General features: G+C 72.7%; 19 protein-coding genes. 17 read left to right on the top strand and 2 right to left on the bottom strand.

The annotated features are described in order from the left end of the window. Position 1: 1 nt before the first annotated feature. The 3 genes from IEW07_RS06995 (at position 2) to IEW07_RS06985 (ending at position 1,704) form a co-directional block, all read left to right on the top strand. Positions 2 to 799 (top strand): RibD family protein, encoded by a 798-nt coding sequence (locus IEW07_RS06995; RefSeq protein ID WP_188535628.1) that lies wholly within the window; start codon positions 2 to 4, stop codon positions 797 to 799. Between the two features lie 200 nt (positions 800 to 999). Continuing rightward, positions 1,000 to 1,182 carry a hypothetical protein gene (locus IEW07_RS06990; protein ID WP_188535626.1) on the top strand — a complete coding sequence of 61 codons (183 nt, stop codon included), beginning with the start codon at positions 1,000 to 1,002 and terminating at the stop codon, positions 1,180 to 1,182. A gap of 54 nt (positions 1,183 to 1,236) precedes the next feature. Next, complete coding sequence (locus IEW07_RS06985; protein ID WP_188535624.1) at positions 1,237 to 1,704, top strand: peroxiredoxin; 468 nt, start codon at positions 1,237 to 1,239, stop codon at positions 1,702 to 1,704. 110 nt (positions 1,705 to 1,814) lie between these two features. Here the strand turns inward: IEW07_RS06985 and IEW07_RS06980 are convergent, their stop codons facing one another. Continuing rightward, entirely contained in the window at positions 1,815 to 2,609 is a 795-nt protein-coding gene (locus IEW07_RS06980; protein ID WP_188535622.1) for an SDR family oxidoreductase, read from the bottom strand. A gap of 230 nt (positions 2,610 to 2,839) precedes the next feature. Between IEW07_RS06980 and uraD the strand changes: the two genes are divergently transcribed. The 5 genes from uraD to aceE all read left to right on the top strand — a co-directional run bounded on the left by uraD (position 2,840) and on the right by aceE (position 9,314). Next, entirely contained in the window at positions 2,840 to 3,337 is a 498-nt protein-coding gene (gene uraD / locus IEW07_RS06975; protein ID WP_188535620.1) for a 2-oxo-4-hydroxy-4-carboxy-5-ureidoimidazoline decarboxylase, read from the top strand. Further along, positions 3,334 to 3,660 carry a hydroxyisourate hydrolase gene (uraH, locus tag IEW07_RS06970; RefSeq protein ID WP_188535618.1) on the top strand — a complete coding sequence of 109 codons (327 nt, stop codon included), beginning with the start codon at positions 3,334 to 3,336 and terminating at the stop codon, positions 3,658 to 3,660. Before uraD ends, uraH begins: the two co-directional genes overlap by 4 nt. A 73-nt stretch (positions 3,661 to 3,733) precedes the next feature. Next, the gene (pucL, locus tag IEW07_RS06965; protein WP_188535616.1) at positions 3,734 to 4,645 is read left to right on the top strand and encodes a factor-independent urate hydroxylase; all 912 of its coding nucleotides are present in this window, start codon (positions 3,734 to 3,736) and stop codon (positions 4,643 to 4,645) included. A 242-nt stretch (positions 4,646 to 4,887) separates the two neighbouring features. After that, entirely contained in the window at positions 4,888 to 6,447 is a 1,560-nt protein-coding gene (locus IEW07_RS06960; protein ID WP_188535615.1) for a nucleobase:cation symporter-2 family protein, read from the top strand. 146 nt (positions 6,448 to 6,593) lie between these two features. After that, positions 6,594 to 9,314: a pyruvate dehydrogenase (acetyl-transferring), homodimeric type gene (gene aceE / locus IEW07_RS06955; RefSeq protein ID WP_188535613.1), complete on the top strand. Its 2,721-nt coding sequence runs from the start codon at positions 6,594 to 6,596 to the stop codon at positions 9,312 to 9,314. A gap of 68 nt (positions 9,315 to 9,382) precedes the next feature. Here aceE and IEW07_RS06950 read toward each other — a convergent pair whose 3' ends face one another. Then, the gene (locus IEW07_RS06950; protein ID WP_188535611.1) at positions 9,383 to 10,153 is read right to left on the bottom strand and encodes an IclR family transcriptional regulator; all 771 of its coding nucleotides are present in this window, start codon (positions 10,151 to 10,153) and stop codon (positions 9,383 to 9,385) included. Between the two features lie 185 nt (positions 10,154 to 10,338). Between IEW07_RS06950 and IEW07_RS06945 the strand changes: the two genes are divergently transcribed. The 9 genes from IEW07_RS06945 (at position 10,339) to allB (ending at position 22,395) form a co-directional block, all read left to right on the top strand. Beyond that, entirely contained in the window at positions 10,339 to 11,760 is a 1,422-nt protein-coding gene (locus IEW07_RS06945; RefSeq protein ID WP_188535609.1) for an NAD-dependent malic enzyme, read from the top strand. Positions 11,761 to 11,799: 39 nt separating this feature from the next. Then, a complete protein-coding gene (gene aceB / locus IEW07_RS06940; protein ID WP_188535607.1) occupies positions 11,800 to 13,416 on the top strand; it encodes a malate synthase A in 1,617 nt (538 codons plus the stop codon). Beyond that, on the top strand, positions 13,413 to 14,744 hold the full coding sequence (locus IEW07_RS06935; protein ID WP_188535605.1) for a DUF6986 family protein: 1,332 nt from the start codon (positions 13,413 to 13,415) through the stop codon (positions 14,742 to 14,744). The genes aceB and IEW07_RS06935 overlap by 4 nt, the downstream gene beginning before the upstream one ends. Before the next feature lies 1 nt (position 14,745). Next, positions 14,746 to 15,567, top strand: a complete 822-nt coding sequence (locus tag IEW07_RS06930; protein ID WP_188535603.1) for a bifunctional allantoicase/(S)-ureidoglycine aminohydrolase — start codon at positions 14,746 to 14,748, stop codon at positions 15,565 to 15,567. Positions 15,568 to 15,819: 252 nt separating this feature from the next. After that, positions 15,820 to 16,614 (top strand): hydroxypyruvate isomerase family protein, encoded by a 795-nt coding sequence (locus IEW07_RS06925; RefSeq protein ID WP_188535601.1) that lies wholly within the window; start codon positions 15,820 to 15,822, stop codon positions 16,612 to 16,614. 91 nt (positions 16,615 to 16,705) lie between these two features. Beyond that, positions 16,706 to 17,614, top strand: coding sequence for a 2-hydroxy-3-oxopropionate reductase (locus IEW07_RS06920; protein ID WP_188535599.1), 909 nt, complete (start codon positions 16,706 to 16,708; stop codon positions 17,612 to 17,614). A gap of 58 nt (positions 17,615 to 17,672) precedes the next feature. Continuing rightward, positions 17,673 to 19,448 (top strand): glyoxylate carboligase, encoded by a 1,776-nt coding sequence (gcl, locus tag IEW07_RS06915; RefSeq protein ID WP_188535597.1) that lies wholly within the window; start codon positions 17,673 to 17,675, stop codon positions 19,446 to 19,448. A gap of 80 nt (positions 19,449 to 19,528) precedes the next feature. Further along, positions 19,529 to 20,743 (top strand): glycerate kinase, encoded by a 1,215-nt coding sequence (locus IEW07_RS06910; protein WP_188535595.1) that lies wholly within the window; start codon positions 19,529 to 19,531, stop codon positions 20,741 to 20,743. Between the two features lie 278 nt (positions 20,744 to 21,021). Next, entirely contained in the window at positions 21,022 to 22,395 is a 1,374-nt protein-coding gene (gene allB / locus IEW07_RS06905) for an allantoinase AllB (RefSeq protein ID WP_188535794.1), read from the top strand. The last annotated feature ends 7 nt before the right edge of the window (positions 22,396 to 22,402 follow it).

Below are 22,402 nucleotides of genomic sequence, written 5' to 3'. Positions count from 1 at the left end.
CATGGAGGAGTCCGCTCCCGAGCCCGCGCCCGGAGCCACCTCCGGAACCCCCTCCGACGACGCCGCGGCGGCGGCGGCGTGGGAGGACCTCCTGGCCGGCCGTGTCCCGCGGGACCCGGCCGCGGGGCTGGCCGAGCGCTACGCCCCGCTCGTGGCCCACCGGGGGCCCCTGGTGATCGCGCAGCTGGGGCAGAGCCTGGACGGGTTCATCGCCTCGCGCACCGGCCACGCCCAGTTCGTCACCGGCGACGAGGACCGGGAGCACCTGCACCGGCTGCGCGCGCTGGTCGACGCCGTGGTCGTGGGGGCGGGCACCGTCGCGGCCGACGACTGCCGGCTGACCGTCCGCGCCGTGCCCGGGCCCCACCCCGCACGGGTGCTGCTGGACCCCTCCGCCCGCATCCCACCCGGCTCGGCCGTTCTCACGGACGGCGCCGCGCAGACCCTGTGGGTCGTGGGCGAGGGCGCGGCCGTGCCCGCGGACCTGGCCCCGCACGTCGCCGTCGTGCGCCTGCCCGCCGCCGGGCGGGACCTCGCGCCCGAGGACGTGCTGGCCGCGCTCGCCGCGCGGGGGCTGGAGCGGGTGCTCGTGGAGGGCGGCGGGCGCACCGTCTCCCGCTTCCTCGCCGCCGGCACGCTCCACCGGCTCTACCTGACCACCGCGCCCATGCTCATCGGCGACGGGATCCCGGGGATCCGCTTCCGCGGCGCCGACCACCTCTCCGGGGCCCTGCGGGCGCCGGTGCGCCGCTTCGTGCTGGGCGAGGACCTCTGCACCGAGCTCACGTTCCGCGCCTGATCCCTCCGGATCCCTCCTGAGGCCCCGCCCCGCGCGGAGCCCTGTGCCGGACGCCTCCTTCCTCCGGCCCCTGCGGGACCATGCCCCCGCGGCACAGCCGCGCCCGCCCGGGCGAGATCACCCTTGACCGCGCCCAGACCTCCGATTATGTTTCGTATGACGGAATCAATATTCCGCATTACGAATTCGAAGGAGTCCCCATGAACGCCAGCCCGGCCTCCGCCGCCCACGCGTCCTTCTTCAGCTACACCGGCGCGGACTGCGACCCTGAGCTCAGCCTCCGCCCGCACGCCGAGCACCGCGCCGGCCCCCTGTGGATGCTCGCGGTGTCCTCCGCCGTCCTCGGGGCAGCGGTGGGACGCCTCTCGGCCCGGCGCCCGTAGCCCCCGATCCCGTTCCCGCGGGCCCGCGCGCCCGCCGACCCCTCCAGGAGTGCCATGACCCACCAGATCCAGCCCGGCCGTCCCGCCCCCGACTTCACGCTCACCGATCACGAGGGCCGCCCGGTGCGCCTCTCCGACCTCCGCGGGCGGAAGGTGATCGTCTACTTCTACCCGAAGGCGTTCACGCCGGGATGCACGTCCGAGGCGTGCGACTTCCGGGACAACCTCGGATCCCTCGAGCGCCTGGGCTGCACGGTGCTCGGGATCTCGGGGGACGACCCCGAGACGCTGCACCGCTTCGCGGCGGAGCACCACCTCCCCTACCGCCTGCTCTCCGACCCGGGGTCGGAGACCGCCCGCGCGTGGGGCGCCTGGGGCGAGAAGACCGTCGGCGGCGAGCTCCGGACCGGCCCGCTGCGCTCGACCTTCGTCGTCGACGAGGCCGGCACCATGGTCTCGGCCGAGCTGGACGTGCAGGCCGAGGGCCACGTCGCCGGCCTCCGGGAGCGCCTCGCGGCCTGACGCCGGCACCGGCCCGCCCTCCGGGCACCCGCAGGGCACCCGCGGAGCAGGGGCTCCCGGCGCCCTCGGCGCCGGGAGCCCCTGCGCACCTCTTCGTGCCGGCGGGCCCGTCAGCCCCGGCCGGCGAAGGGCATCCCGGCCGCAGTGAGCACGAGCGAGTTGACCGTGGCGGACGCCGGCAGCTCGGCCATCATGAGCACCGCCCGGCCGACCTCCTCGACCGGGAAGCTCGGCTCGGAGCGCATCGTGCCGTCGGCCTGCAGCGCCCCCGCGTCCGTGCCCAGTCCCGCCAGCAGCTCCGTGGCCGCGTTGCCGATGTCGATCTGCCCGCAGGTGATGCCGTACGGCCTCCCGTCCAGGTCCAGGGACTTGGTGAGCCCGGTGACCGCGTGCTTGCTCGCGGTGTACGCGGCCGACAGCGGCCGCGGCGAGTGCGCCGAGATCGAGCCGTTGTTGATGATCCGCCCGCCCCGCGGCGACTGCCGCTTCATGAGGCGGAAGGCCTCCGCCGAGCACAGGAAGGCGCCGGTCAGGTTGACCTGGAGGGTGGCCTCCCAGTCCGCGGGGTCGATCTCGTCCACCTCGCCCCGGGGCCCGAAGGTGCCCGCGTTGTTGAACAGCAGGTCCACCCGCCCCGCGAGCCGTTCGACGTCCCGGAACGCCGCGGCGACGCTCCGCGCGTCGGCCACGTCCATGGGCACCACGTGGGCTCGCGGCGCTCCGGCCGCGGTCTCCTCCAGCGCCTCCCGCCGGCGCCCGGCCAGCACCACCTCCCACCCCGCGGCCAGGAGCGCGCGGGACACGGCCCGGCCGATCCCGGATCCGGCGCCGGTCACGACCGCCACCTTCCCCCGCCCGGCGTCCTCCCCGGCGCCGCCCTGCTCCTGCTCCTGCTCTCCGGTCATCCGCACCCGCTCCTCGCTCCGGCAGCCCCTCCTGCCCGCCCCCGCACCGCCGGCGCCTGCCGAGAAGTGCTCCTCGCGAAGGAAGTGCTCCTTGTAAAGGAAGTGCTCCTTGTAAAGAGGGGGAAACAGTCGGGTGAAACCATTGACTTGACATCTGTGATGCACTTCACTGTACCTAGTGAAATTACTTTTTCACATAGTGGAATGATGAAAGGATGAGGTCGCCGCCCATGCATCTCACCGAGTTCAACGCCCTCCCCCGGACCCGCGCGACCGACGCCGTCCGCCCGGCCCTCGACATCCCCCGCTGGCTCGAGGCGGTCGTCGACGCCCGCCCCTACTGGCACCACGAGGCCCTGCTCGGGGCCGCCCGCAGCGCGGCGAAGCCCTTCACCCAGGAGGAGATCGACCGGGCCCTGGCCCACCACCCCCGGATCGGGGAGCGCGCGGCCGGTGACGGCAGGGAGGCGGCGCTGTCCCGGGCGGAGCAGGCCGCGGTGGACCCCACGGACACCGACGTGCAGCAGCGCCTGCGCGAGGGCAACCTCGCCTACGAGGAGAAGTTCGGCCAGGTGTTCCTGATCCGCGCCGCCGGCCGCACCCCCGAGGAGATCCTCGAGCACCTCACCGCGCGCCTGGCCCACGACCCCGGGACGGAGCGCCGGATCGTCGCCGAGCAGCTCCGCGAGATCGCGCTCCTCCGACTCGAAGGACTTGTCACCCCATGAGCTACGTCACCGCCCACGTCCTCGACTCCGTCACCGGCACGCCCGCCCGGGGCGTCGCCGTGGTCCTCGAGACCACCGACGGCACCCGCCTCGCGACCGCCGAGACCGACGACGACGGCCGCGTGCCCGAACTGGGCCCACAGACCCTGGAATCCGGCGACTACCGGATCACCTTCCGAACGGGCGAGTACTTCGCCGGCAGGAACCTGCCGACGTTCTACCCGTTCGTGACGGTGAACTTCACGGTGCAGGCGACGGAGAAGCACTACCACGTGCCCCTCCTGCTGAGCCCGTTCGCCTTTTCCACCTACCGGGGCAGTTGACCCAGGAGTTGACGGCACCGCCCGTCTTCGACCGCCCCACCAGTAGAAACCTTCTTCGCCAAGGAGCAGCGTCATGACCGACGTCATCACCCAGACCGCCGCGGACACCGTCGTGCTGGGGGCCAACCAGTACGGCAAGGCCGAGAACCACGTCGTGCGCGTCAACCGCGACACGGACCGCCACGAGATCCGCGACCTCGTCGTCACCTCGCAGCTGCGCGGCGACCTCGAGGCCGTGCACACCCAGGGCGACAACGCCCACTGCGTGCCCACCGACACGCAGAAGAACACCGTGTTCGCCTTCGCCCAGCAGTACGGCATCGAGTCCCCCGAGGTGCTGCTGCTCAAGCTCTCCGACCACTTCACGGGCGAGTTCGAGTGGATCACCGGCGGGCGCTGGGCCGCGCAGGAGTACGCCTGGAACCGCATCGACGACCACGACCACTGCTTCGTGCAGAAGAAGGACGAGGTCCGCACCGCGGTGGTGGTCGCCGACGGCGACTCGCGGACGGTCATCTCCGGGTTCAAGGACCTGACGGTCCTGAAGACCACCCGGTCCGGGTTCACGGGCTACCCGAAGGACAAGTACACGACCCTCCCCGAGACGGAGGACCGGATCATGTCCACCGACGTCGCGACGCGCTGGCGCTACAACACCACCGACGTCGACTACGACGCCGTCTACGAGGACGTCAAGAGGATCATCCTCACCAAGTTCACCGACCACTACTCCCGGGCCCTGCAGGAGACGCTCTACCTCATGGGCAAGGCCGTGATCGAGGCGCACCCGGAGATCGACGAGATCAAGTTCTCCTGCCCCAACAAGCACCACTTCGTCTACGACCTCGGCTTCTGCGACCTGCCGAACCACAACGAGACCCACTGGGCGGCCGACCGCCCGTACGGCCTCATCGAGGCGACGATCCAGCGCAAGGGCGCCACGGCGAACGACCAGGCCTGGATGGGCATCGCCGGCTTCTGCTGAGCCGCGCCACCCGGCACCGCCGACGGCGGCGCCACCGGGGTCCGTCGTCGCCGTCCGCGCACGACGACGACGGGCCCCTCGCCACACCCTCCTGCGGGCGGGGCACACGCTCCCGCCCGCCCGGCGCCCCTGCCGCGCCCACCGCGCACCGCGCGCGTCTCTCCCCCTCCTCGCTCCGCCCCGGTCCCGCGCCGACGCCGGCACCGGGCCTCTCCCGTCACCAGGATCCCTAGGAGAACACCATGGCCAGGTCACGCACCGCCGAGCCGCCCACCACCACCCGCGCCCGTCCGGAGGACGAGTACCTCGGAGTGGGCAGCAGCTTCGGCTACGGGCTGCAGCACGTGCTCACCATGTACGGCGGCATCATCGCGCCACCGCTCATCATCGGGGGCGTCGCCGGAGTCACCCCGCAGGAGCAGGGGCTGCTCATCGCGGCCTGTCTCTTCGTGGGCGGCCTCGCGACGATCCTGCAGTCCTTCGGCATCAAGTTCTTCGGCTCGCAGCTGCCCCTCGTCCAGGGCACCTCCTTCGCGTCCGTGGCCACGATGACCGCCATCGCCCAGGGCGACGGCGGGATCCAGGCCGTCTTCGGCGCCGTGATCGCCTCGGCGGTCCTCGGTTTCCTCATCACGCCCTTCTTCGCCGGCATCGTGCGCTTCTTCCCGCCGGTCGTCACCGGCGTGGTGATCACCGCGATCGGCCTGACCCTGTTCCCGGTGGCCGCCCGCTGGGCCATGGGCGGCAGCGCCCAGTCCCCCGAGTACGGCTCGGTGGGCAACCTGGGGCTGGCCGGGGCGACCCTGCTGATCATCCTGCTGCTGTCCAAGGTGGGCAGCGCCACCATCTCCCGGCTGTCCATCCTCATCGGGCTCGTGCTGGGCACGGTGCTCGCGGCGGTCCTCGGCAAGGCCGACTTCAGCCAGGTGCTCAACGGCAGCATCTTCGCGTTCCCGGAGCCGCTGGCCTTCGGCCCCCCGGTCTTCGAGGTCGCCGCGATCCTCTCCATGTTCATCGTGGTGCTGGTGATCCTCACCGAGACCACGGCGGACATCATCGCCGTCGGCGAGATCGTGGACACCGAGGTCGACAAGAAGCGCATCGGCGACGGCCTGCGCGCCGACATGGCGGCCTCCGCGATCGCCCCCATCTTCAACGGCTTCACCCAGAGCGCCTTCGCCCAGAACGTGGGGCTCGTGGCGATCACCGGCGTCAAGAGCCGCTTCGTGGTCACCGCCGGCGGCGTCATCCTGGTCGTCCTCGGGCTGCTGCCCGTCCTGGGCCGGGTCGTCGCCGCGGTCCCCCCGCCCGTGCTGGGTGGTGCGGGCATCGTGCTCTTCGGCAGCGTGGCCGCCTCCGGCATCCGGACCCTGGCGAAGGTGGACTACCAGAACGGCGCCAACCTGATCATCGTGGCCACCTCCATCGGCTTCGGCATGCTGCCGATCGCGGTCCCCGAGATCTACGCGAACTTCCCCGGCTGGTTCGAGACCATCTTCCACTCGGGCATCAGCTCCGCGGCCGTGATGGCCGTCCTGCTGAACCTGCTCTACAACGAGTTCCGCGCCGGCAACCCGCCGCGGGGCACGGGCTCGGTCTTCGCCAACGCCCCCGTGCGCGCCGTGCGCTACGAGAGCCTGGAGCACCTGCAGGACCACCTGCAGGAGGGCGACACCGTCAAGAACGGCCAGCTCGTGGACTGCGACGGCAACCCGGTCCCCGTGATCACCGCCGCCGGCGAGATCGTCGACACCCGGATCTGCAGGTCCCCGGACGGCGCCGGCGGCTCGTCCTCGCACTGACGCACCGGCACCGAGCCACCGCCGGCCTCCTGCGGCGCCGGGGATCCCGGCGCCGCAGGAGCGCCCACCGGACATGCTCCTGCTCCACCCACGGCTGCCCATGCCCACCTGCCCACTGAGAAAGAGTTGACGTGAACCCTGATCCAATGGTTGAAACCCGCCACCGGCCGGCCCCCGGTCTCCCGCTCAGCACACCGGGGCAGACCGCGGAGTGGCCGGGTTCGTTCGAGGACCTCATCGAGAAGCAGGTGAGGGAGCGGACGCAGTACCTCCTGCAGTCGTCGGCGCCGCGGCCCGGAGCCGGCGGCGCGGGCGTCCCGACGGTCACCACGGACTACGTGAACACGATCCCCGCCGACCGGGAGCCGGAGCTCCCCGGTGACGAGGAGATCGAGCGCACCTACCGCCGCTGGCTGCGCTGGAACGCCGCCGTGCTGGTGCACCGGGCCCAGCGCCCCGGGATCGGGGTGGGCGGGCACATCTCCACCTACGCCGGCGCCGCGACGCTGTACGAGGTCGGCTTCAACCACTTCTTCCGCGGCCCGGATCACCCCGGCGGCGGGGACCAGGTCTTCTTCCAGGGCCACGCCTCCCCGGGGATGTACGCCCGCGCCTACCTGGAGGGACGGCTCACCGAGGAGCAGCTGGACGGCTTCCGGCAGGAGAAGTCCAGGGGCGGCAACGGCCTCCCGTCCTACCCGCACCCCCGCTCCATGCCCGGGTTCTGGCAGTTCCCCACGGTGTCGATGGGACTGGGACCCATGAACGCGATCCACCAGGCCCAGTTCAACCGCTACCTGCACCACCGCGGGATCAAGGACACCTCCGACCAGCAGGTCTGGGCGTTCCTGGGCGACGGCGAGATGGACGAGCCGGAGTCGAGGGGCCTCCTGCAGCTGGCCGCCAACGAGAAGCTCGACAACCTGAACTTCGTCATCAACTGCAACCTCCAGCGCCTGGACGGGCCGGTGCGCGGCAACGGCAAGATCGTCCAGGAGCTCGAGGCCTTCTTCCGCGGCGCCGGCTGGAACGTCGTCAAGGTCCTCTGGGGCCGCGAGTGGGACCCCCTGCTGGCCGCCGACACGGACGGCGAGCTCGTGCGGATCATGAACGAGACCCTCGACGGGGACTACCAGACCTTCAAGGCGGAGTCCGGCGGGTTCGTCCGCGACCACTTCTTCGGCCGCTCCACCGCGACCAAGGAGCTCGTCGCGGGCATGACCGACGACGAGATCTGGGCCCTCAAGCGCGGCGGCCACGACTACCGGAAGGTCTACGCCGCCTACAGGGCGGCCACCGAGTTCCGGGGCAGGCCCACGGTGGTGCTCGCGATGACGGTGAAGGGCTACGGGCTGGGAGCCTCCTTCGAGGCGCGCAACGCGACCCACCAGATGAAGAAGCTCACGCTGGAGGACCTCAAGACCTTCCGGGACCACCTGCGCATCCCCATCCCCGACGAGCGGATCGAGGCCGATCCCTACAACGCCCCCTACTACCACCCGGGCGACGACGCCCCGGAGATCCAGTACCTGCGCCGGCGGCGCGCGGCCCTGGGCGGAGGCCTGCCCACGCGCCGGTCCCGGCACGCTCCCGTGGCCCTGCCCGACGACGCCGTCTGGCGGTCGGCGAAGAAGGGCTCGGGCAAGCAGATGGCGGCCACCACCATGGCCTTCGTGCGCGTCCTGAGGGATCTCATGCGGAGCAAGGACTTCGGCCACCGGATCGTGCCGATCGTCCCGGACGAGGCCCGGACCTTCGGCATGGACTCGTTCTTCCCCACGGCGAAGATCTACAACCCCAACGGGCAGAACTACCTCTCCGTGGACCGCGAGCTGATGCTGGCCTACAAGGAGTCCCCGCAGGGCGTCCTGCTCCACCCGGGCATCAACGAGGCCGGTGCCACCGCCGCGTTCACGGCCGCGGGCACCTCCTACGCCACCCACGGCGAGCCGATGGTCCCGGTCTACATCTTCTACTCGATGTTCGGCTTCCAGCGCACCGGCGACTCCTTCTGGGCCGCCGCCGACCAGATGGCCCGCGGCTTCGTCATCGGCGCCACCGCCGGGCGCACCACCCTGACCGGCGAGGGCCTCCAGCACGCCGACGGCCACTCCCCGGTGCTGGCGGGCACGAACCCGGCCGTGCGCAGCTACGACCCGGCCTACGGCTACGAGATCGCCCACATCGTCCGGCACGGGCTCGAGCAGATGTACGGCCCGGACTCACCGGACCCGGACGTCATGTACTACCTGACGGTCTACAACGAGCCCTACCACCAGCCGGCCGAGCCGGAGGACGTCGACGTCGAGGGGATCGTGCGCGGCATCCACCGCATCAGCCGCTCCGGATTCCCGGGCCCCAAGGTCCAGCTGCTGGGCTCGGGGGTGTCCGTGCCGTGGGCCCTGCAGGCCCAGCAGCTGCTGGCCGAGGACTGGGGGGTCTCCGCCGACGTGTGGTCGGTGACCTCCTGGAACGAGCTGCGCCGCGACGGCCTGGCCGCCGAGCGGGAGGCGTTCCGCAACCCGGCAGCACCGCGCCGCATCCCCTTCGTGGCCCGGCAGCTCGCCGGCGCGGAGGGGCCCGTGATCGCCTCCACCGACTTCGTCTCGGACCTGCCGGACAAGATCCGCCAGTACCTGCCGAACGACTTCGCCACCCTGGGCGCCGACGGCTTCGGCTTCTCCGACACCCGCGCGGCGGCACGGCGATGGTTCACGATCGACGTGCACTCCATCGTGGTGCGGGCCCTGCAGATGCTGGCCGAGCGCGGGGAGGTGGACGCCGACGCGCCGGGCCGGGCCATCGAGCGGTACCGGCTCCACGACGTCAACGCCGGCACCACCGGCAACGCCGGCGGCGACGCCTGAGCCGGGGCCGGACCGGACGACCGCGCCCGCCGGCCCTCCGGGGCGGGGCGGGCGCGCTCGCCCCGCGCTCAGCTCCTGGCCGGCCTCAGCTCGGCGGCGATCGCCTCGGCGGCCTTCCGCAGCAGGGGCACGGCACGACGGCCGAAGTCCTCGTCCACGCGGGAGACCGGGCCGGAGACGGAGATGGCCGTGGGGGTCGGGGCCCCCGGGACCGCCATCGAGAAGCAGCGCACGCCGATCTCCTGCTCCTCGTCGTCGATCGCGTAGCCGCGCTCCCGGATCCGCTCGAGGTCCGCGAACAGCTCCTCCGGGGTGCCGAGGCTCTTCTCCGTGGGAGTGGGCATGCCGGCCGCGGCGACGATCGACCGCACCTGCTCGTCCGGCAGCGTCGCGAGGATGGCCTTGCCCACCCCGGTGTTGTGCGTGGGAGCGCGGCGGCCGACCTCGGTGAACATCCGCATGGACCGGCTGGACTGGGACTGGGCGATGTAGACGACCTGCTGGCCGTCGAGGACGGCCATGTTCGCCGACTCCCCGAGCTGCGCCACGAGCCCGTCGAGCATCGGCCGGGCCGAGGAGCCGAACTGGCGGCCGGCGGCCTCGCCCAGGAGGATCAGGCGCGGCCCGAGCGCGTAGTTGCGGTTGGGGAGCTGGCGGACGTATCCCGACGGGACCAGGGTGCGCAGCAGCCGGTGGATCGTGGGCAGCGGCAGGTTCGCCGCCGCGGAGAGCTCGCTCAGCGACATCTCCCCGCCGGACGCCGTGATCACCTCGAGGAGCTCGAACACCCGCTCCACCGATTGCACCCCGCCGGACGCCGTTCGTGCGGTCGTGGTCATGCGTTCTCCCCTCGGTACGGCCCGTCCACCGGGCGCGGCGGGTCCGGCGGGCCGGCGGGAGAGTTCGTGACGAGCGTCACGGGGAACCCTTGCCAACCCCAGCAGGCTCCCATAATATCCATAATACGAAATTTTCATTCCACGATACGACTGAAACAGTCGATTCACCGACCCTTGGAGGCACCATGGCCACGCCCAGTCCCGGATACTCGATGATCCTCCGCGTGGAGGCGCCCGCGGGCGCCACCGTCACCAGCGAGCTGACCGCCGCCGCCGCGACGGCCGGCGCCGCCGTGACGGCCCTCGACATCGTCGAGTCGCACCCCCGCCACGTCGTCGTCGACGTCAGCTGCAACGTCTCGGACGCCTCCCACCGCGACGAGGTGCGGGACGCCCTCGACGCGCTCGAGGGCGTGACGGTGCGCAAGATCAGCGACCGCACCTTCCTCATCCACCTCGGGGGCAAGATCGAGGTCACCCCGCGCGTGTCCCTGCGCAACCGCGACGACCTCTCCCGCGCCTACACCCCCGGCGTCGCCCGCGTGTGCACCGCCATCGCAGAGAACCCCGCCGACGCCCGGCGGCTCACCATCAAGCGCAACACCGTCGCGGTGGTCACCGACGGGACCGCGGTGCTCGGCCTCGGCGACATCGGCCCCGCGGCGGCCCTTCCCGTCATGGAGGGCAAGGCGGCGCTCTTCAAGGCCTTCGGGGGCGTCGACGCCTGGCCCGTGTGCCTCGACACCAAGGACACCGACGAGATCGTGCGCATCGTCAAGGCCATGGCCCCCGTCTACGGCGGGATCAACCTCGAGGACATCGCCGCACCCCGCTGCTTCGAGATCGAGGCCCGGCTGCGCGAGGAGCTCGACATCCCGGTCTTCCACGACGACCAGCACGGCACGGCCATCGTGGCCCTCGCCGCCCTGCTCAACGCCCTGCGCGTGGTGGACAAGCGCCTCGAGGACGTCCGGATCGTCGTCTCCGGGGTGGGCGCCGCGGGCCACGCCATCATCCAGCTGCTCAAGGCCCACGGCGCCGGGGACATCGTGGCGTGCTCGCGCACCGGCGCGATCCACCGGGGCGAGTCCTACGCGGACGCCCACCGGCAGTGGATCGCCGAGAACACGAACGAGCGCGCCTTCTCCGGCAGCCTCAAGGAGGCCATGGCGGGCGCCGACGTCTTCATCGGCGTCTCCGCCCCGGACCTGCTCGACGAGGCGGACGTGGCCGCCATGAACGACCGCGCGGTGGTCTTCGCCATGGCCAACCCCGATCCGGAGATCGAGCCGGGCATCGCCGCGGAGCACGCCGAGGTGGTCGCCACCGGCCGCTCGGACTTCCCGAACCAGATCAACAACGTCCTCGCGTTCCCGGGGCTGTTCCGCGGCCTCCTCGACGCCGGCGCCACGGACATCACCACCGGGATGCTCGTGGCCGCGGCCCGCGCCATCGCCGGCTGCGTGGCCGAGGACCAGCTCAACGCCAGCTACATCGTGCCGAGCGTCTTCGACCCGGCCGTGGCCCCCGCCGTCGCGGAGGCCGTGCGGCAGACCGCCGAGGCGGCCGGTGCCACGGCGGAGACCGGCGCCCCGGCGACCGCCTGAGCACCCACCCCACCCGCTACCCGCCACCAGGAGGAACCCATGACCACCACCAGCACCGTCGAGCACACCCTCCCGCAGGGCCTCGAGCGCGCCGGCGAGATCCTCACCGACGAGGCCCTCGCGTTCGTCGCCGAGCTGCACCGCCGCTTCGCGCCGCGCCGAGCCGAGCTCCTCGGGGCCCGCGAGGAGAGCCGCCGGAGGGCCGCGTCCACCGGCACCCTCGACTTCCTGCCCGAGACCCGGGAGATCCGCGAGAGCGAGTGGAAGGTCGCCCCGGCGCCCCCCGCCCTGCAGGACCGCCGCGTGGAGATGACCGGCCCCGCCTCGCCCGCGAAGATGGCGATCAACGCCCTCAACTCCGGGGCGAAGGTGTGGCTCGCCGACCTCGAGGACGCCTCGAGCCCCACCTGGTACAACCAGGTGGACGGCATCCTCAACCTGCGCGACGCCGCCCGGGGAACCCTCAGCCACACCTCCCCCGACGGCAGGAGCTACACCCTGCGCCAGGACGCGCCGCTGGCCGTGGTGGTCACCCGCCCCCGCGGCTGGCACCTGCCCGAGCACAACGTGACCGTGGACGGGCAGCCCGCCTCGGGCTCGCTCGTGGACTTCGGCCTGCACTTCTTCCACACCGCGAAGCTGCTGCTGGCCAACGGCCACGGCCCGTACTACTACCTGCCGAAGCTGGAGTCCCACCTCGAGGCACGGCTGTGGAACGACGTGTTCAGCTTCGCCGAGGAGCACCTCGGGATCGAGCACGGCACGATCCGGGCGACCGTGCTCATCGAGACCATCCCCGCGGCGTTCCAGATGGAGGAGATCCTCTGGGAGCTGCGCGAGCACGCCTCCGGCCTCAACGCCGGGCGCTGGGACTACCTGTTCAGCATCATCAAGTACTTCCGGGACGCGGGCGAGAAGTTCGTCCTGGCGGACCGCTCCACCATCACCATGACGGCGCCGCTGATGCGCGCCTACACCGAGCTGCTGGTGCGGACCTGCCACCGCCGCGGGGCCTTCGCGATGGGCGGCATGGCCGCCGTCATCCCCAACCGCCGCCAGCCCGAGATCACCGAGGCCGCCTTCGAGAAGGTGCGCGCCGACAAGACGCGCGAGGCCACCGACGGCTTCGACGGCTCCTGGGTGGCCCACCCGGACCTCGTGGCCACCTGCCGGGAGGTCTTCGACGGGGTGCTGGGCGAGAAGCCCAACCAGGTGGACCGCCTGCGCGAGGAGGTGCAGGTGAGCGCCGAGCAGCTGCTCGACGTCCCCAGCGCCGGGACCGTGCGCACCCAGAAGGAGCTCGCGCTCAACCTCTACGTGGCCGTCCGCTACACCGCCGTGTGGCTGTCCGGCAACGGGGCCGTGGCCATCCACAACCTCATGGAGGACGCCGCCACCGCCGAGATCTCCCGCTCCCAGGTGTGGCAGCAGATCAGGAACGGCGTGGTCTACGACGACACCGGCGCCACGGCGACCCGTGAGCTCGTCGCACAGGAGCTGGAGCGGCAGAAGGAGGTGCTGCGCGAGGAGCTGGACGCGGAGTTCTACGAGCGGCACGTCGAGCCCGCCGCGGCCCTGATCGCCGACCTCGTGCTCGGCGAGGAGTACGTCGACTTCCTGACCCTGCCCGCCTACGACGTCGTCCAGGGCCGGTGAGCGCCGTGGAGGGCGTCCTCGGCCGCGAGTTCGAGGCCGTCGCCGCACAGCGGCTGGCGGCGACCGACGCGCACCTCGAGCGCTCCTACACGGGGGACCCGGGAACCCGCCAGCCCGTCCACACGGTCTACGTCCCCGGTGACGCCTTCCACCCGGAGCTGCCCCGGGAGTGGGGCCGGCGCGCCCTCGAGGCCCTCGCGCCCCAGGGCGTGCGGGGTCTCGCGTCCGCGGTGGCCCCCGCGGGCCTGGACGAGTCGCTGCTCGGCGCCGTGGCCGGAGCGGTCGAGCGCAAGCTCGCCGAGGAGCCGATCGAGGACCTGCGCGTCGACTTCGAGGACGGCTTCGGGGACCGGGGGGACGACGTCGAGGACGAGTTCGTCCTCCGCGCCGCCCACGGCGTCGCCCGGGCCGTCCGGGAGGGCACCGCGCCCCCCTTCGTCGGCATCCGCTTCAAGTGCTTCGAGGCCCCCACGAGGGCCCGCGGGCTGCGGACCCTCGACCTGTTCCTGAGCACCCTGGTGCGCGAGGGCGGGCTGCGGGAGGCGGGGCACAGCGAGGACGGCCTGCCCCGCGGCCTCGTCCTGACCCTGCCCAAGGTCAGCGCCGTCGAGCAGGTCCAGGTGATGGCCGAGGCCTGCGAGCGCCTCGAGGACGGCCTCGGCCTGCCGGCCGGACGGCTCCGGTTCGAGGTGCAGATGGAGACCGCGCCCCTCATCCTCGGTGCCGACGGGCGCTCGCCGATCCCCCGGATCATCCACGAGACCGGCGGGCGGGTCGAGGCCCTGCACTACGGGACCTACGACTACTCGGACTCCCTGCAGATCGCCGCGCACCACCAGTCCATGGAGCACCCGGCGGCCGACCACGCCAAGGCCGTCATGCAGGTGGCCGCGGCGGGCACCGGGGTGCGGCTGTCCGACGGGTCCACGAACATCCTGCCCACCGGGGACGCGGAGCAGCGGCGCACGGCGTGGGCGCTGCACGCCCGCCTGGTCCGGCGCTCGCTCGAGCGCGGCTTCTACCAGGGCTGGGACCTGCACCCCGCGCAGCTGCCCACACGGTTCCTCGCCACGTACTTCTTCTACCGCGAGGGCTTCGCCGCGGCGGCGCTGCGGCTGCGGAACTATGTGCACGGCATCGAGTCGGAGATCATGGACGAGCCGGCCACGGCCCGCGCCCTGGCCCGCTTCGTCCACCGCGGCGTGCTCTGCGGCGCGGTCTCCCCGGCCGAGCTGGAGGAGGCGGCGGGCATCGGCGAGCACGACCTGTTCGCCCTCGCCCACCCCAAGGCCGCCGTCCCTGCCCCCTCGACCCCCGGAGACGCCTGAGATGACCGATCGCACCTACTACGCCCCGCACGGCGGCCATCCGCCGCAGACGGACCTGCTGACGGACCGGGCGATGTTCACGGAGGCCTACGCGGTGATCCCGCGCGGGACCATGCGGGACATCGTGACCAGCCGGCTGCCGTTCTGGGACGGCACCCGGGTCTGGGTGCTCGCCCGGCCCCTGTCGGGCTTCGCGGAGACGTTCTCGCAGTACGTCATGGAGGTCGGCCCCGGCGGCGGCAGCGACCGCCCCGAGACCGAGTCGGGCGTCGAGGGCGTCCTGTTCCTCATGGAGGGCGCCCTCACCCTGGTGGTCGACGACGAGGAGCACGAGCTCGGGCCCGGCGGCTACGCGTTCCTCCCGCCGGAGTGCCGGTGGACGGTGCGCAACCACGGCGACGAGCCCGCGCGCTTCCACTGGATCCGCAAGGCCTACGAGTACGTGCAGGGCGTCGAGGTGCCCGAGCCGTTCGTGACGAACGAGCGGCAGGTGGAGCCCACCGCCATGCCCGGCACCGACGGCAAGTGGGCGACCACGCGGTTCGTGGACCCCGACGACGTGCGGCACGACATGCACGTGACGATCGTGACCTTCGAGCCGGGCGCGGTGATCCCCTTCGCCGAGACCCACGTCATGGAGCACGGGCTCTACGTGCTGGAGGGCAAGGCCGTCTACCGGCTGAACCAGGACTGGGTCGAGGTGGAGGCCGGCGACTTCATGTGGCTGCGGGCCTTCTGCCCCCAGGCCTGCTACGCCGGCGGCCCCGGCCGCTTCCGCTACCTCCTCTACAAGGACGTCAACCGGCAGATGAAGCTGCGCTGACGCGGCGGCTCCCCCGCCGCGCCCACAGGACCCCGCACCGCCTCCCACCGCCTCGGTGGGAGGCGGTGCGGGGTCCTTCTCCGTCCCGGGACGGCAGGGCGGAGAGCCGGGCCGTCACCCCCCTCCATGAAACACAGATTTCAACCAGACGTTGACGTGAATCACATCCGCCCGTAGCATTTTCGTAGAACAGAAGATCACTTCCACCATACGAAACCCAATGAGCTCGCCGCTCCCGTCCCGGAGGACCCGATGTCGTACACCGTGAACTGCTCCATCCTCTTCACCGACCTCCCGCTGCTCGAGCGTCCCGCCGCCGCGAAGGCCGCCGGCTTCGACGCCGTCGAGTTCTGGTGGCCGTTCGCCGGGTCCGTGCCCGCGGACCGCGACGTCGACGCCTTCGTGGCGGCGCTCCAGGACGCGGGGGTGCAGCTGAGCGGGCTGAACTTCGACGCCGGGGACATGCCCGCCGGCGACCGCGGCCTCGTGTCGTGGCCGGCGCGTTCGCAGGAGTTCGCCGACAACCTCGACGTGGTCGCCGGCATCGGCGAGCGCACCGGGTGCCGCGCCTTCAACGCCCTGTACGGCAACCGCCAGGAGGGCGTGAGCCCGTCGGCCCAGGACGAGCTGGGGGTCGAGAACCTGGCCCGGGCCGGCCGTGCCGTGGCGCGCATCGGCGGGACCGTGCTGCTGGAGCCCGTCTCGGGCGCCCCCGCCTACCCGCTGAGGACGGCCCAGGACGCCCTGGACGTCATCGCGAGGGTCACCGCGGCCGGTGCGGACAACGTCAGGATGCTCGCCGACCTCTACCACCTGGCGGTCAACGGCGACGACGTCGACGCCGTGATCGAGGCGCACGCCGCCGAGTTCGGGCACATCCAGATCGCCGACGCCCCGGGGCGCCACGAGCCGGGCACCGGCGAGCTGCCCCTGCAGCGCTGGATCGCCCGCAGCCGGGAGCTCGGCTACACCGGGTACGTGGGCCTGGAGTACAAGGCCTCCCAGGAGGATCCCTTCGCCTGGCTCTCCCCGGTGGCCACCGCGTGACCACCGCGGGGCCACCGCGGGGACCGTCTCCCCCACCACGACCGCACCACGACCGCAGCACGCCCGCCCGCAGCACAGTGAGGACAGCACCATGACCACCACCCCGAGCACCGCCACCCGCAACGTCACCGTCATCGGCCTCGGCATCATGGGCCTGCCCATGGCGAGGAACCTCGTCACGGCCGGGCACCACGTGGTCGGCTTCAACCGCTCGCAGGACAGGATCGACCAGCTCCGGCAGGCCGGCGGCGCCGGCGCCCCCGACGTCGCGCAGGCCGTGCGGGACGCCGACGTCGTCATCACGATGGTGCCGGACTCCCCCGACGTGGAGGGCGTGGTGACCGGCCCGGACGGCGTGTTCGAGAACGCCCGGCAGGGCACCCTCTGGATCGACGCGAGCTCCATCCGGCCCGACGTCGCCGCCCGCCTGGCCGAGCAGGCCCGCGCGAAGGGGCTGCGACCGCTGGACGCCCCCGTCTCCGGCGGCGAGCAGGGCGCGATCGACGCCGCCCTGTCCATCATGGTCGGCGGCGAGGCCGAGGACTTCGAGGCCGCCCGCCCGGTGCTCGAGGCCGTCGGGAGGACCGTCGTGCACGTGGGCCCGTCCGGATCCGGGCAGACCGTCAAGGCCGCCAACCAGCTGATCGTGGCCGGCAACATCCAGCTGCTCGCCGAGGCCGTCGTCTTCCTCGAGGCCTACGGCGTGGACACCGACGCGGCGCTGAAGGTCCTCGGCGGAGGCCTTGCCGGGTCCAAGGTCCTCGACCAGAAGGGCCGGAAGATGCTGGACCGCGACTTCGACCCCGGCTTCCGGCTCCAGCTGCACCACAAGGACATGGGCATCGTCACCTCCGCGGCCCGCGAGGCCGGCGTGGCGGTGCCGCTCGGGGCCCTCGTCGCCCAGCTCGTCGGCATCACCGTCAACCGCGGCGACGGCGGCCTGGACCACTCCGGGCTGTTCAAGCTCGTCGAGGAGCTCTCCGGCCGCGCCGGCCGCTAGCCCTCTCCCCGCTCTGCACCTCCCGACCCGCACGGGTCCCGCTTCCAAGGAGTTCATCATGGCCAGAATGCGCACGGTCGACGCCATCGTCGCCATCCTCGAGAAGGAGGGCGCCACCGAGGCCTTCGGCCTGCCCGGCGCCGCCATCAACCCCCTCTACTCCGCGATGCGCGCCCACGGCGGCGTCCGCCACACCCTCGCCCGCCACGTCGAGGGCGCCTCGCACATGGCCGACGGCTTCACCCGTTCCGCCCCCGGCAACATCGGCGTGTGCATCGGCACCTCCGGGCCCGCCGGCACGGACATGATCACCGGCCTGTACGCCGCCGCCGCGGACTCCGTCCCCATCCTGTGCATCACCGGCCAGGCCCCGGTGGCCAAGCTGCACAAGGAGGACTTCCAGGCCGTGGACATCTCCGCGATCGCCGCGCCGGTCACCAAGCTGGCGATGACCGTCCTGGAGCCCGGCCAGGTTCCCGGGGCCTTCCAGAAGGCCTTCCACGAGATGCGCTCCGGCCGCCCCGGCCCGGTGCTGCTGGACCTGCCCCTGGACGTGCAGCTGGCCGAGATCGAGTTCGACATCGACGTGTACGAGCCCCTGCGGCCGGCCCGCCCCGCAGCGACGCGCGCCCAGGCGGAGAAGGCCCTCGACATGATGTTCGCCGCCCGGCGGCCCCTCCTCGTGGCCGGCGGGGGCATCATCAACGCCGACGCCTCGGAGAAGCTCGTGGAGCTCGCCGAGCTGCTGGACGTCCCGGTGGTCCCCACGCTGATGGGCTGGGGCGCCATCCCCGACGACCACCCCCTGATGGCGGGCATGGTGGGTCTGCAGACCTCCCACCGCTACGGCAATGCGACGTTCCTGGAGTCCGACTTCGTGATGGGCATCGGCAACCGGTGGGCCAACCGGCACACCGGCGGGCTCGACACCTACACCGCCGGGCGCAAGTTCGTGCACATCGACATCGAGCCCACCCAGATCGGGCGCGTGTTCTCCCCGGACCTGGGCATCGTCTCCGACGCGGGCGCCGCGCTGGAGGTCCTGCTGGAGGCGGCCCGCGAGCGCAAGGCGCAGGGGACGGTGCCCGGCTGGGGCCAGTGGGCCGACGACTGCGCCCGCCGCAAGGGCACCATGCAGCGCAAGACCCACTTCACCGAGGTGCCGATCAAGCCCCAGCGCGTGTACGAGGAGATGAACTCCGCCTTCGGCAAGGACGTCACCTACGTCTCCACCATCGGGCTCTCCCAGATCGCCGGCGGCCAGTTCCTGCACGTCTACGGCCCCCGGCAGTGGATCAACGCCGGCCAGGCCGGTCCGCTGGGCTGGACCGGGCCGGCCGCGCTCGGCGTGGTGCGCGGCAAGCCCGGGCAGACCGTCGTGGCCCTCTCCGGGGACTACGACTTCCAGTTCATGGTCGAGGAGCTGGCCGTGGGCGCCCAGTTCAACCTGCCCTACATCCACGTGGTGGTGAACAACTCCTACCTGGGCCTCATCCGCCAGTCCCAGCGCGGCTTCGGGATGGAGCAGAACGTCTCCCTGGCGTTCGAGAACATCAACTCCCCCGAGACCAACGGGTACGGCGTGGACCACCTCAAGGTGGTCGAGGGCCTCGGCTGCAAGGCGGTGCGGGTGACCGATCCGGAGAAGCTGCAGGAGTCGTTCGCCGAGGCGCACGAGCTGCTGGAGCGGTTCCGGGTGCCCGTGGTCGTGGAGGTCGTCCTCGAGAAGGTCACCAACATCTCCATGGGCACGGAGCTCGACAACGTGGTCGAGTTCGAGGAACTGGCCGAGCGCGGGGAGGACGCCCCCACCGCGATCGCCCTGCTCGACTAGGCCGCCGGCCGCGGCACCACAGGACCCCGCGCCGCAGGACACCGCACCGCAGGACACCGCACCAGGACAGGAGGACGGACGTGCGCATCGTCGTCGCCCCGGACAAGTTCAAGGGCTCTCTCGAGGCCCCCGACGTGGCCGCCCGCCTCGGGGCGGGCATCCGCTCGGTGGACCCGACGGCCGAGGTCGTCGCCGTCCCGGTGGCCGACGGCGGGGAGGGCACCCTCGAGGCCGCCGTGGGCGCTGGGTTCACCCCCTGCCCCGCCACCGTGACCGGTCCCGACGGCGCGCCGGTGGAGGCGGAGTTCGCCCTCCGGGGCCGGACGGCGGTGGTCGAGATGGCCCTCGCCTCCGGGCTCGCGGCGCTCCCGGCGGGCGAGGACGGCGATCCCGTCCTCGACGCCACGGGCGCCACGAGCCGCGGCACCGGGGAGCTCGTCCGGGCCGCCCTCGACGCCGGGGCCGACCGCGTGGTCATCGGCGTGGGCGGCAGCGCCTGCACCGACGGCGGGGCCGGCCTGCTGCAGGGCCTCGGCGCCCGGCTGCTCGACGCCGAGGACCGGGAGCTCGGCCACGGCGGCGGCGCGCTGGCCCGCCTCGCCCGCGTGGACCTCTCCGGGCTGGACCCCCGCCTGGCGGCCACCGAGGTCGTGCTCGCCGCCGACGTGGACCACCCCCTGCTGGGCGAGCGCGGCGCCGCCGCGGTGTTCGGCCCCCAGAAGGGGGCCACGCCCGCGCAGGTCGCCGAGCTCGACGCCGCGCTGACCGTCCTGCGGGACCGGCTCGCCGACGCCCTCGGCCCCGGGGCCCGCCGCGCGGCGGAGGCCCCCGGCGCCGGCGCGGCGGGCGGCGTGGGCTACGCGGCGCTCGCCGTCCTCGGCGCGCGCCGCCGGCCCGGCGTCGACGTGGTGCTGGAGTTCGTGCGGCTGCGCGAGCGGCTCGCCGGGGCCGACCTCGTGGTGACCGGCGAGGGAAGCCTCGACGAGCAGTCCCTCGGCGGGAAGACCCCGGTGGGCGTGCTCGTCGCGGCGCGCGCCGCGGGCGTCCCCGCGGTGGCCGTGTGCGGGCGGACTACGCTGGAGCCGCGGGTCCTGCACGACGCCGGCTTCGTCAGCACCTACGCCCTGACCGACCTCGAGCCCGACGCCCGCACGTGCATGCTCGAGGCCGGGCGACTGCTCGAGCAGGTGGGCGCGCAGCTCGCCCGCGACCTCCCCGCGCTGCTCGGCGGCGCGGGCACCCCCGACCACGCGGCGGCCGGCCACGGCGCCCAGCACCGAGAGGACTCCCCGTGACGGAGCAGAAGACCCCTGCCGGCCAGGACGGCCCGGACCGCGAGCGGACCGAGCGGGACTCCGCCCCCTGCGGGGCGCCGGCCCCGGCCGAGATCGCCCAGGAGGACCCGGCCCGCTCGGCGACGAAGCCGGAGACGGCGCATCAGGCCTTCGAGGCCGAGCAGGCCCACCAGCGCGGGGTCAGCGAGAACGTCAACGACCCCGAGCGCGTCCGCCGGCTCATCGCCGAGTACAAGCAGGAGCACGGGCTCCCGGACGACGCCGTCGAGGCTCCGCACATGGGGGCGGACGAGCACGGCGCCTTCGCCGGCGACCACCGGGAGTTCGACCTGGTGGTCCGCGGGAAGAACGTCTCCTGCGGCGATCATTTCGCCCCCCGGGAGATCGGGGTGCGCGACGGGCGGATCGTGGCCGTCGAGCCCCTCGGCGCCGGCCTGACCGGCCGCGAGGTCGTGGAGCTCGCCGACGACGAGACCGTGCTGCCCGGCCTGGTCGACACCCACGTGCACGTCAACGAGCCCGGCCGCACCGAGTGGGAGGGCTTCGCCTCCGCGACCCGCGCCGCCGCGGCCGGCGGGGTCACCACGGTCCTGGACATGCCGCTGAACTCGGTGCCGGCCACGGTGAACGTGCCGGCCCTCGAGTACAAACGGCTCTTCGCCCAGCACAACGTCTTCGTGGACGTCGGCTTCTGGGGCGGCGCGATCCCCGGCAACAAGCCCGACCTGCGGGAGCTGCACGACGACGGCGTCTTCGGCTTCAAGTGCTTCCTGCTGCACTCCGGCGTGGACGAGTTCCCCCACCTGGAGGCGGACGAGATGGAGGAGGACCTCGCCGAGATCAAGACGTTCGACTCCCTGCTGATCGTGCACGCCGAGGACTCCCGGGCCATCGACCGCGCGCCGCACCCCGAGGGCGACGTGTACGCGAACTTCCTGGCCTCCCGCCCGCGCGGGGCGGAGAACCTCGCCGTCGCCGAGGTCATCGAGCGCACCCGCTGGACCGGCGCCCGCTCCCACATCCTGCACCTGTCCTCCTCGGACGCCCTGCCCATGCTCGCCACCGCCAAGCGCGACGGCCTGGACATCACGGTCGAGACCTGCCCGCACTACCTCACCCTCCTCGCCGAGGAGGTGCCCAACGGCGCCACCGCCTTCAAGTGCTGCCCGCCCGTGCGGGAGGTCGGCAACCGGGAGCTGCTGTGGGAGGGCCTGCTCGACGGGACGATCGACTTCATCGTCTCGGACCACTCCCCCTCGACGCTGGACCTCAAGGACCTCGAGAACGGGGACTTCGGGGTGGCTTGGGGCGGGGTGTCCTCCCTGCAGCTGGGGCTGTCCCTGATCTGGACGGAGGCGCGCCGCCGCGGGATCGGCCTGGAGCGGGTCGTCGAGTGGATGTCCACCCGGCCCGCCCAGCGGGCCGGCCTGCGCTCCAAGGGCAAGCTGGCCCTGGGCTACGACGCGGACCTGGTGGTCTTCGCGGCCGACGACGCCTTCGTGGTCGACGCCGGGAAGCTGCACCACAAGAACCCGATCACCCCCTACCAGGGCAAGGCGCTGTCCGGGACGGTCCGCCGCACGTTCCTGCGCGGGGTGCCGGTGGACTTCACCACCCCGCGGGGCCGGCTGCTCCGCCGCGGGGAGTGCTAGAACCGGC

This window comes from Kocuria dechangensis, assembly GCF_014636775.1.
In the GTDB taxonomy this organism is placed as follows: domain Bacteria; phylum Actinomycetota; class Actinomycetes; order Actinomycetales; family Micrococcaceae; genus Kocuria; species Kocuria dechangensis.
Note: the sequence above shows the minus strand (reverse complement) of the source record. Positions and strands in the feature narration are given on the sequence as shown.

Excerpts from the sequence above, each read along its gene's own strand:
- uraH (WP_188535618.1), top strand. The coding sequence starts at position 3,334 with ATGAGCTACGTCACCGCCCACGTCCTCGACTCCGTCACCGGCACGCCC.
- IEW07_RS06980 (WP_188535622.1), bottom strand. The coding sequence starts at position 2,609 with ATGACCGGAGAGCAGGAGCAGGAGCAGGGCGGCGCCGGGGAGGACGCC.
- IEW07_RS06990 (WP_188535626.1), top strand. The coding sequence starts at position 1,000 with ATGAACGCCAGCCCGGCCTCCGCCGCCCACGCGTCCTTCTTCAGCTAC.
- aceB (WP_188535607.1), top strand. The coding sequence starts at position 11,800 with ATGACCACCACCAGCACCGTCGAGCACACCCTCCCGCAGGGCCTCGAG.
- IEW07_RS06925 (WP_188535601.1), top strand. The coding sequence starts at position 15,820 with ATGTCGTACACCGTGAACTGCTCCATCCTCTTCACCGACCTCCCGCTG.
- allB (WP_188535794.1), top strand. The coding sequence starts at position 21,022 with ATGGGGGCGGACGAGCACGGCGCCTTCGCCGGCGACCACCGGGAGTTC.
- IEW07_RS06930 (WP_188535603.1), top strand. The coding sequence starts at position 14,746 with ATGACCGATCGCACCTACTACGCCCCGCACGGCGGCCATCCGCCGCAG.
- pucL (WP_188535616.1), top strand. The coding sequence starts at position 3,734 with ATGACCGACGTCATCACCCAGACCGCCGCGGACACCGTCGTGCTGGGG.
- IEW07_RS06920 (WP_188535599.1), top strand. The coding sequence starts at position 16,706 with ATGACCACCACCCCGAGCACCGCCACCCGCAACGTCACCGTCATCGGC.
- IEW07_RS06945 (WP_188535609.1), top strand. The coding sequence starts at position 10,339 with ATGGCCACGCCCAGTCCCGGATACTCGATGATCCTCCGCGTGGAGGCG.
- IEW07_RS06960 (WP_188535615.1), top strand. The coding sequence starts at position 4,888 with ATGGCCAGGTCACGCACCGCCGAGCCGCCCACCACCACCCGCGCCCGT.
- IEW07_RS06985 (WP_188535624.1), top strand. The coding sequence starts at position 1,237 with ATGACCCACCAGATCCAGCCCGGCCGTCCCGCCCCCGACTTCACGCTC.
- gcl (WP_188535597.1), top strand. The coding sequence starts at position 17,673 with ATGGCCAGAATGCGCACGGTCGACGCCATCGTCGCCATCCTCGAGAAG.
- IEW07_RS06995 (WP_188535628.1), top strand. The coding sequence starts at position 2 with ATGGAGGAGTCCGCTCCCGAGCCCGCGCCCGGAGCCACCTCCGGAACC.
- aceE (WP_188535613.1), top strand. The coding sequence starts at position 6,594 with ATGGTTGAAACCCGCCACCGGCCGGCCCCCGGTCTCCCGCTCAGCACA.
- IEW07_RS06950 (WP_188535611.1), bottom strand. The coding sequence starts at position 10,153 with ATGACCACGACCGCACGAACGGCGTCCGGCGGGGTGCAATCGGTGGAG.
- uraD (WP_188535620.1), top strand. The coding sequence starts at position 2,840 with ATGCATCTCACCGAGTTCAACGCCCTCCCCCGGACCCGCGCGACCGAC.